The organism is Myroides sp. N17-2, from assembly GCF_002286775.1.
In the GTDB taxonomy this organism is placed as follows: domain Bacteria; phylum Bacteroidota; class Bacteroidia; order Flavobacteriales; family Flavobacteriaceae; genus Flavobacterium.
On the sequence record NZ_NSGJ01000081.1, the window covers coordinates 1 to 9,043 of the forward strand.

A 9,043-nucleotide genomic window follows, 5' to 3' on the forward strand; every position below is an offset into this window, starting at 1 on the left:
AAAGTTACATTTGTCATAGAGAGAGTGTTTTTTGGTGTGCAACTCAAAGATAATTTGAGATCCTTAATTTACTCTCTTTTTTTTTGCCTTTTTTTAAGCGTTTAGGACGCTATTGATACTAAATATATAAATACATATAGTATTCCTTTAACAGTACAACCTGTAAAATATACATTAGACTGTTCGTCTGTTATTGTAAATACCAATAATAGTATTTATGTTCCTGGAATGCCTATGGGAGATAATAATTATGTTACAGCTAATGTTAATGTTGTAGCTATTGGACCTTATGAGATTAAGACAAATACGATAAATGGTGTGACATTTATTGGAACAGGTAATTTTACTGTAACAGGTACTCAACCTGTTATATTGAAGGCAATAGGAACTCCTATAGAACAAATGCCTAATATACAGTATTTTATTTATTCTAATAGTGCTCTAGAACAGTCTAGTGTTTGTAACTTTAAAATAACGTATAAATATTATGACATAAATATACTTGTAATAGGGAGTAGTGTTTATGGACCTACTAAAAATACTACTTATTCATTAGGACGCATATTAACTGCTCAAAGTAATTTTGGACCTTCGGGATTAGTAAAGGTTAATTCAATTAATATTTATACTTCAGGTAGTGTAGGTACAGAAAGTGCTCTACGTACTTTGATAGATCGCAATAAGATTGATATGATTTTTGTAGTAGTAGGAGGACGAGTTTATGGTTCTGCTTCAGAAGGATTGAGCAAGTTTGTTAAAAACGACAAAGGAATTGTAGTCTATTCATTAGAAAACTATGAAAGAGACTTTATTTCATTCATAGGATCTGTTGATCCTACAGCTGCTGGAACTTCATATGAAACTCGTTATACGATGACTAATCCTATCTCGGCTAATATTCCTAGTGATTTTTCTAAGAGTAGTTTTGGCGAGTTAAATGGAAAGCGTCTAGGTAATGATGCTACTAATGGATCTTACTTTAGTAATATGGGAGCAAATATGCAAGGAATAGCTTCAAGAGATAATGATGTTAACTGGTTATGGGCAGGTAAACATAAAGAGTATGGAGTGTTTTTTATAGGTGATGGAGGTTGGATGATTGGTACTACTACGAATTCTAGTAATGTAATTTACCCTACAGTGAGTGATATTTATGGAAAACCAATACCTAAGTATGATTATGGTAATAGTGCTAGTAAAGGTGATGTCTATAACAGCCTACTATTTGTAAATATTATGGAATGGAGTGTGAAGTACTTATTGGGTAATAAATTGAATAAATAAAAATTTAGCTATATCTCAAAGGGAGACTTGCTTAATTTTTGTGTGTTTCTTAATTAATACTATGAAATGAATACTATGAAAATATTTGATATATATTACAAATCCATTTTTCTGTTTTTATTATTGGTGTTCAGTATTTCAGTAAACGGGCAAACTGTAAATAGAGGTGCTCGTATTTCTGATAATAGTGTTACTAAAGAGAATGGAAATCGAGGATTATATGATTTGGGAATTCTTGATTTAGAAAGTATTGAGAAGGGGTTTCTATTACCCCGTATGTCTACAAATCAACGTGATGCAATTGTAATTAATGAAAGTAATGATAAAGGCTTACTGATTTTTAATACTTCGACTGGATGTGTGAATTATTATAATTCAACTAAGAAAAGCTGGGTTAGTCTATGTGGAGATATACTTCCTGCTATTTTTACTATAACATCGAGTCAATGTAATGATTTAAAAGTTCTAGGTAATTACTATCAAGATCGCGAGTTAGATGGTTCTAATGGAATAGTGGTTAGCGTGACTGTAGCTAAAGCGGGTATGTATGAAGTACTTGTTTCAACAAATAATGGATATGCTTTTAGAGCCAAAGGAACTTTTCCAGATACAGGTGTGTACCAGATTTACCTAAAAGGTGATGGTAAACCAAAGATAGGACATAGTAGAGATTTAAACACAGGTGAGCCGTTAGTACCTGGTGATTTATTGACCATTAGTCTTAATGGTCTTAAAAGCACTTGTGTAGATAAGTATAATTTTGTTGAGAAGCCAATGCCTAATTTTAAGATAACCAATGCTGTTGCTAATGGTAAGTATTTAAAAGGTGTTGAGGTTGATGCTTCGAATACGATGACAGTTACAGTTAATGTAACTCAAGGAGGTAAATTAGTCTTTTATACTTCTCTAGCAAATGGCGTAGAATTTAAAGGGACGAAAATTGTTAATTCCACTGGTATTACTACTGTTGTTTTACAATCTAGTGGGACTCCTATTGATCATGGTGTTTTTCCAATAATAGTATTTGGAAATTCTAAGTTTAATGTAGGAGATATTCCTGAATCTTTTACTTCTAGTTTTAAAACAGAGGATGTTTCATTTTCTATCGTAGAATGTGATAAAATTAGCTATGGTGGACAAGCTGTACAAGATGAGGCTCTAACATCAGGGCATACAATGAAAGTTCAAGTTCAAGTGATTGCACCAGGTATTACTACTCTGTTTGCAAAGAATAATACTAATTCCCAAAATATAGTTTATTCTTCAGGAACGGTAGTGTTGGATTATGTAAAAGGGGAATCTAATATAAAAGAGATTACATTAACAGCTACATCAGGAGTAACCAAATCGGTACCTATTATTGATTTAACTTTTAGTGGACTTGGACTAGACTTAAATAATACTTGTATAGCTAAGTTACCTGTTAAGGCAAAACCACTTGATTTTAGATTAATAGAAGGTAGATTATTTAGTCCTAGTTTTATATATAACAAAATTTCATATGTAACTCCTAAAACTGATATGGAGAAAAGATTAGATGGAGTTAGACTAGGAGATAGTTTTACTATGTTGGTAAAAGTTAAAGTTATTTATGCTGGTGATTATGAAGTAGAGACTATTCCTATAAATGGAGTTTATTTTAAAGGTAAAGGTACGTTTGATAAAACGGAGGAAGGTAGTGATGTCACTATTACATTAAAGGCATATGGACATTCAGGTGTAGATTTACCAACTGTTCAATATCATCTTACAACGAATAGTACAGTTAATCATAATGAAAATTTGAATGTAGATGTTGATTTTGTATATCGTTCTATGAATATGTATTCGATAGGTGGTGGAACAGGGCAGTCTTGGCAGCCAGGGGGATTTAATGGTCCGGGTAGCTATTGGTTTTCTGGTCCGAGAGTTGTGCGTACATTGAAGAATTTCGGTTGGGATGGAGTTGTACGTATTGCGGGTCTTAGGATTCTAGGAATAAGTAATTTAACTCAAACAGGACCTGGAGTTGATTATACAAAACATTTTACTACCAATGCAACTGAATTTGGAAATAATTTATTATTAGCTGATATGGTATTTATAGGTGCAAATAATGGAAATAACTTTAATAAAAACACACCTCAATTGATTGCATTAGCTGATTATATTAAGGAGTCAGATGGTGTGCTCGTATATGGAGAAGGGAATGCATCTACTATGAATTCTTTTTTAAGTAATATTCCAACAGGATCTTTTATTTCTACTGCAAGTGCTGGAACATCAGGACCTTTTGTTGCTGTTTCATCAAACCCTGAAAATGCATCTGAATTAATTCTAGGTAAAAAAGGAACCTACTTTAGTACTGGATCTGCAAATAATGCTTTATATAGTAAATTGTTAGCAGGCCATGATAATGGGACTACTATTTTATTTAGTAATTTACCAGACGATTTTATAAGTCTTGTTGGAGGAGAAAAAGATGATAGTTTCACTTTTGTACATAAAAGCCTTGGTTTTGTAGGTGTTGGTAGTTCTACTTTTATGGGGGGATATGTTGATAATCGAGCTACTTCTACTTCTTATCCGCTAAACGCTTCTACTGGTGGAGATCCATTAGTTAAGAGTTATGGTAATAAAGGAGATGTCTATAATTCGTGGTTTTTACTAAACCTTGTTCATTGGGCAATTGATTATGCACAAGAGCATCAACCGAATAAAGTTAGAAATTAGTGTAAAAAACAATATATTAATAAAAAAACCTCTCAATCTTTTGATTGAGAGGTTTTTTTATTAATTCAAATCGGTCTGATTACTTCTTACTAAATCCTGAATACTTTAATAAAGCATCGATAGTAGGATCTTGACCTCTAAAGTCTTTGTATAATTTGTCTAATGGAACAGAGTTACCTCTAGAGAATACTTTATCTCTAAGGATTTGACCGTTCTCACGAGTCATACCACCATGTTGTTCTAACCATGCATATGCATCATAGTCTAACATTTCTGACCATTTATATGAGTAGTATCCTGCAGCATATCCACCTGCGAAGATATGGCTGAAGTATGTACTTCTATATCTAGGAGGTACAGTAGGTAAATTTAATCCGTATTTAGCTAAAGATTCTTTCTCAAATGCGATTACATCTTTAATATCTTTATCTACTGAGATAGTATGCCATTCCATATCTATTAATGACGCACCTAATAACTCAGTCATGCTGTATCCTTTATTAAACGTAGCAGTATTCTTCATTTTCTGAACTAATGCATCAGGGATTACTTCTCCTGTTTTATAGTGTTTAGCATAGTTCTTTAAGATTGATGGTTCGAATGCAAAGTGCTCATGGAACTGTGAAGGGAATTCTACGAAATCACGTGATACATTAGTACCAGATAATGTAGGGTAAGTCTGATTAGCAAAGAATCCGTGAAGAGCATGCCCAAACTCATGGAACATAGTGATTACATTATCTTGAGATAATAATGTAGGCTGTCCTTTCGCTGGTTTAGGGAAGTTACCTACGTTATAAATCACCGGAAGTCTATTTAGTAATTTAGACTGACCTACGATGTTACTCATCCAAGCACCACCACGTTTAGAATCTCTCTGGTAGTAGTCTGTGTAGAATAAACCTACTTGACTACCATCCTCATTAAAGATCTCGTATACCTTAACGTCTTCTTGCCATACAGGGATATCTTTACGCTCTTTAAATGTAAGACCATATAACTGTTTAGCCATATAGAATACACCATTTTCTAACACCGCATTCATTTCGAAGTATGGTTTTAGCTCATTTTGGTTTAGTGCATATTTCTCTTCTCTGATTTTCTCAGCGTAGTAATTCCAGTCAGCAGCAGTCAGTGTAAATGGATCTGCTTCTTTATTAATTAATGCTTGTATATCAGCAGCTTCTTCTTTAGCAGCACCTACAGCATAAGGGCTTAAGTCTTTAAGAATGTTGATTGCTTTAGCAGGAGTAGTAGCCATTGTTCCTTGTAGGCTCCATTCTGCATAGTTATTAAAACCTAGAAGTTTAGCTTTCTCAGCACGTTTTTTTACTAAAGTTAAGATAGTTGATTTCGTATCGTTATCATCACCTTTTTCTGCTCTGATCCAAGCTTGGTCAAATAGTTTCTTTCTAGCCTCCTTATTTGTCAGTTTATCTAAATCAGGTTGCTGTGTTGTATTATTTAATGCAATTAAGTAAGTTCCATCAGCTTGTTTGATTGAGTTTAGCTCATCATCTGATAATCCAGCTAGCTCCTCTTTAGTGAATTTTACTCCACCTTGTTTAGTAGCTGCTAATAATTTATCACCAAATGTATTGTTTAAGGTAGCTAAGTCTTGATTTAGTACTTTAAGTTTCTCTTTATCTTCAGTAGATAAGTTAGCTCCAGCTATTTCGAAGTTTTGGTAATAAACATCTAGAAGTCTACCTTGTTCTTCGTTTAAGTTAAGAGTAGCTTTGTTATCATGAAGTTTCTTGATACGTTGAAACAGTCCGTCATTTAAGTAAATAGCATCATTATGACCTGCAAATTTAGGTGCTAGTTCAGCATTTATGGCTTTTAACTCATCGTTAGTATGGGCTCCTGTTAGAAGACCGAATACAGAATTAACTCTATCTAGTAATTCACTTGAACGCTCTAAAGCTTCTAAAGTATTTTCGAAAGTTGGTTCTTCTGTGTTTGCTACGATTTTATCGATAGCCTCCATTTGACGGCGCATTCCTTCAGTTAAGGCTGGTTTAAAGTCCTTGTTTTTGATTTTGTCAAAGTCAGCTGTAAAGTATGGAAGTGTACTTTCGTTAAAGAAAGCATTACTGTCGTTCCAATCTCCTGAAGAAGCTGCTGCATCTTTAGCTTTGTTACATGACATCGATAAGATTGAAGCACCTGCTACTACACCTAATACGGTATTTTTGATTCTCATAAATATTAAGGTTATTGTTAGATTTGTCCAAATATAAATATTTTAGATTGGAATATAGGAAAGTAATTAGGTATTGCAAGTAGGGTTGGTGTAGTTTTTGGTTATATGAAGTGAAAATACATTGTTTTATCTTGAATGGGTAGATTTATAATGATTTTTAATCACTTGTTGAGATTTTGATTGTATTTTTATCTTTGCAAAAGTTTTCTAATGAGAAAATGTATTTTGTTTTGAAAGAGTAACCTCTATAAGAAGGATTAGATGAAAAAAGTATTAGGTATTGTATGTGGTTTATTGGTGTATGGATCTGTAGCGGCACAAAGCACTCAGTTGAGAAGAGATATCAGTGATAAATATGATGGAATAAGGGGAAAGGAGCTTATACAGAATTTTACTGAGGAAATCCGAAAGGACAATAATGAAGTGATTAAGTATACTAAAGTTAATCAGATTGAAGCAAAAGGAGTATATAAAGATGGACGTTATTATCAACTTAGAAGAATAGAAGGACAAAATCTACCTATATATTACAGTACTCAGAATGCTATGTCACGTCAGCTAACAGGTGTTAATGAGTTGATAAGAGGAGGTAGCTTACGCGTTAATCTACAAGGAAAAGGTATGATTATCGGAGTATGGGATGGTCAGGCAGTTTTTGATAAACATATAGAATTTCAGGAGAATTATGGTAGTCGTGTGCTATTGAGAGATCATGCACCTAGTTTGACTTTATTATCTGGTGAAGAATTAGCTAATGCCATTCGCGGTAAGGATCATGCAACACATGTAACAGGTACTTTGATTGCAAAGGGAACTTATGCTCAAGCTAAGGGATTAGCACCAGAAGCTAAGGTATGGAGTTATGATTGGGACAATGATATTGTTGAGATGACTAGTGCTGCTCAGGAGGGATTATTAGTATCAAATCATTCTTATGGTATATCTGCAATAGATGAAGGTAGACCATTGGTACCGCCTTCTTACTTTGGTTACTATAATAAAGATGCTTACCAGTTAGATAAGATTACGTATTTATCTCCCTATTATCAACCTGTTATAGCTGCTGGTAATGATAGGAAAGATGCTGATAAATTGAATCCAAGCAAAGAGGGTAATGATTTATTATTAGGTAATGCTAATGCTAAGAATGCTATCGTTGTAGCAGCCGTAGGATTAGACGATACTGGAGAGCTAGAAGTAGCTAAATTTAGTAGTTTTGGCCCGACTAATGATTTTAGAATAAAACCTGAGATTGCAGCACCTGGAGTATTGGTGGTTTCTACAGCATATAATGTTTCTCGTAATGGCCATAGTGAATCTACAGACTTATATAAAGTGTCAAGTGGTACTTCTATGGCGGCTCCTAGTGTTTCTGCTATTTTAACGTTATGGCAACAGGAAGCTATAGATATATTTCAATTTCCATTGCGTTCGGCTACATTAAGAGCATTATTAACTCATACGGCTGTATATTTAAAAGAAATGAAACCAAACCAAATGATAGGTTGGGGAATGGTTAATGCTCCTAATGGAGTTGAATACTTACAGAATGTAAAGGATAATACAGCTATATTAAAAGAAAGTACTTTATTAAATGATAAACAGTATTCTTATAAGTTCAACTTAAATGAAAAGGCAAATAGATTATTAGTAACCTTGAGTTGGACGGATGTAGAGGGGGTATTTAATAAAGAAGAAATGCAAGAAGATAATTCTACTAAGAAGTTGATAAACGATTTAGATATACGTGTATTTAAAGATGGAGTAGAGTATCACCCATGGTTCCTTAATAAAGATTTTGCACGTTTAGAAGCGTTTAAAGGAGATAATGATGCGGATAATCTAGAGCGAATTGAAATAAATGATGCAGAAGCAGGGAAGTATGAGGTAGTCGTAAGTCATAAAGGACAACTTAAATATGGGAGACAAGACTATAGTTTATTGATTAGTAATGATGAATTTAAAGGTATAGAAGAGCTTTCGGTTAATGCTATAGTGGATCCAAAAGATATAGTGGTATGGCCTAATCCAGTTCAAGATTATGTGAATATTGAAATAAAAAAGGATAAGATATTTAAGATTTCAGAAGTAGAGATTTTTGATCTTAGTAATAGATTAGTGAAGATAGTAAAGTTTAGTGCTACTAATAGAGCTACTATAGATATGACTGACTTAAATAAGGGAGTTTATCTGTTTTATATGGAAGTTGGTGGAGAACGTATAAGGACTAAGGTGATTAAGAAGTAAGTTTCCTAATAATTTATATATAATCAAGAAGAACCCGAAGCATTCCGCTTCGGTTTTTTTATGCATTTTTAAATTTGAACTAAGCACATCAAGACTGCGTCAAGAGTTCTACAAGAATGCTTCAACAAAAAGGCTTTGTAGCAGAGCAATCTTGTGGTAATGTTGAAGAAGTGTTGAATGGGATGACATAGGCTTAGATATACGTTTATCTGGGAGTTTTTTTTAATTATTTGGGCAATATAATAATAGTTTTTAACGTCTGATATATAACGATATACATTCAAAATTAGAGCGGAGAACGTATGTGGTTTTCGTGGGTAATGTGTGCTATAATGATAGAATAGAACAGATTAGCAAATAAAAGTAGCTGTAAACAATACAGTCAAGGTACATATAAAGGAATAATGACAACCCAAAACAAGAAAGTAGGGGACAAAGAATCAAAAACATGTTACATAAGGAGTATTCGTATTTGTACCTATATATAGGTACAATGAATCAATATAAAATCTCAATGTTAGAATACAATAGGCATTACAGGCTATTATCACTTAATAACAGTATATAGTAGAAAACAATCAAAACAACAGTATT

General features: G+C 33.3%; 4 protein-coding genes. 3 read left to right on the plus strand and 1 reads right to left on the minus strand.

The window, feature by feature from the left end; all coding sequences use genetic code 11:
- Window positions 1-234 precede the first annotated feature (234 nt).
- Together CF599_RS18960 and CF599_RS18965 are read left to right on the plus strand one after the other, a co-directional pair.
- Window positions 235-1,284 (plus strand): hypothetical protein, encoded by a 1,050-nt coding sequence (locus tag CF599_RS18960; protein WP_143824841.1) that lies wholly within the window; start codon window positions 235-237, stop codon window positions 1,282-1,284.
- A gap of 75 nt (window positions 1,285-1,359) precedes the next feature.
- A complete protein-coding gene (locus CF599_RS18965) occupies window positions 1,360-3,996 on the plus strand; it encodes a hypothetical protein (protein WP_143824842.1) in 2,637 nt (878 codons plus the stop codon).
- Window positions 3,997-4,075: 79 nt separating this feature from the next.
- Here the strand turns inward: CF599_RS18965 and CF599_RS18970 are convergent, their stop codons facing one another.
- Entirely contained in the window at window positions 4,076-6,202 is a 2,127-nt protein-coding gene (locus CF599_RS18970; protein ID WP_121967489.1) for a M3 family metallopeptidase, read from the minus strand.
- Window positions 6,203-6,463: 261 nt separating this feature from the next.
- Here CF599_RS18970 and CF599_RS18975 point away from each other — a divergent pair, with 261 nt between their 5' ends.
- Window positions 6,464-8,449, plus strand: a complete 1,986-nt coding sequence (locus tag CF599_RS18975; RefSeq protein ID WP_121967490.1) for a S8 family serine peptidase — start codon at window positions 6,464-6,466, stop codon at window positions 8,447-8,449.
- The last annotated feature ends 594 nt before the right edge of the window (window positions 8,450-9,043 follow it).